Origin of the sequence: Hyalangium gracile (assembly GCF_020103725.1) — a bacterium.
In the GTDB taxonomy this organism is placed as follows: Bacteria; Myxococcota; Myxococcia; order Myxococcales; family Myxococcaceae; genus Hyalangium; species Hyalangium gracile.
In genome coordinates this window covers 1-1,465 of sequence record NZ_JAHXBG010000069.1, presented here as the reverse complement: position 1 = coordinate 1,465, position 1,465 = coordinate 1, and the positions used below count along the sequence as shown (strand labels likewise).

The window sequence follows — 1,465 nt, the reverse complement described above, 5'->3', positions numbered from 1 at the left end:
TCGTCATCCCGGATCCCCACGTGAGCCGCCAGCACCTGGCGCTGCTGCTGGACGGCACGCGCTGCCTGCTGGAGGACCTGTCGGGCCAGGGCACCGTGGTGGCCGGCCAGCCCATGCAGCGCGGCGAGCTGCCGGATGGGGCGGATCTGCACCTGGGCCAGTGGCGCGCGATGTTCCGGGAGCGCGGCCCCACGGGGAGCGCGGAGCCCACCCAGCCGGGCCAGCGCACCGACGTCCAGCCTCGCCAGTCCCCCGAGGAGGCGCTGCCCCCCGTCCAGCTGCGCGTGAAGCAGGGCGCCACCGAGCTCCTCTATACGCCCGGCCCCGGCACCTTCACGCTGGGCAAGGACCCGAGCAACGAGCTGGTCCTCCAGGACCGGTTCCTCTCCGGCCGTCACCTTCAGGTGACACGGAGCGAGGCGGGCGTCCACGTGCGGGACCTGAACACCACCAACGGGACGTTCCTGGTGGACGGGGTGCGCCTGTTCGAGGCGGAGCTGCCGCTGAACACCGTGCTGCGGGTGGGAGAGACAGAGCTGCACTTCGAGCCGCTAGCCCCGAGGCAGCCGCAGGCGTCCTTCCACGGCATCGTCGGCACGGAGCCGGCGGTGCGGCAGTTGGTGGAGCTCATCCAGCGGGTGGCGCCCTCCCCCGCGGTGGTGACGGTGCTGGGCGAGTCCGGAACCGGCAAGGAGCTGGTGGCGCGAGCGCTGCATGAGTGCTCGCCGCGAGCCGGGCAGGCCTTCATCCCCATCAACTGCGCGGCGCTCTCCCCGACGCTGATGGAGAGCGAGCTGTTCGGCCACGAGAAGGGAGCCTTCACGGGCGCCAACGCCAGGCGCAAGGGCGCCTTCGAGGAGGCGGACGGGGGCACGCTCTTCCTGGACGAGGTGGGCGAGCTGCCGCTGGAGCTGCAGGCCAAGCTGCTGCGCGTGCTGGAGAGCGGAGAGGTGAAGCCGGTGGGAGCCAACCGCCCCTTCCACGTAGACGTGCGCGTGGTGGCGGCCACCAACCGGGAGTTGGCGCAGTGGGCTCGCCAGGGGAGGTTCCGCGAGGACCTGTACTACCGGCTGAGCGTCATGCCGTTGGTGCTGCCGCCGCTGCGCAACCGGCGCCGGGACATCCGCCTGCTGGCCGAGCACTTCGTGCGAGCCCATGCGCCGCGGGGCGTGGCGCCGAAGTTCACACCGGCCGCACTGGCCAGGCTTCAGCAGCACTCCTGGCCGGGCACCATCCGCGAGCTGCGCAACGTGGTGTGCCGCGCGCTGCTGGTGCGCCAGGGGCCGCAGCTGGAGGAGAGCGACATCACCTTCGAGCAGGAGTTCCACCGCGCCGCCGAGGATACGGGCACCCCGCCGCTCGAGCTACCGGAGGGCGTCAACCTGGAGCAGATGATGCAGCGCCTGGAGCGCCAGCTCATCGAGAGCACCTTGCGCCGCTGCCACTTCCACAAGGACCGCGCCGC

1 protein-coding gene is annotated in these 1,465 nt (G+C 71.9%); it reads left to right on the top strand.

The genetic code is table 11. From position 1 onward, the window contains the following. Positions 1 to 20: 20 nt before the first annotated feature. A partial coding sequence (locus tag KY572_RS46805) for a sigma 54-interacting transcriptional regulator (protein ID WP_317988001.1) occupies positions 21 to 1,465 on the top strand: 1,445 nt, incomplete at its 3' end.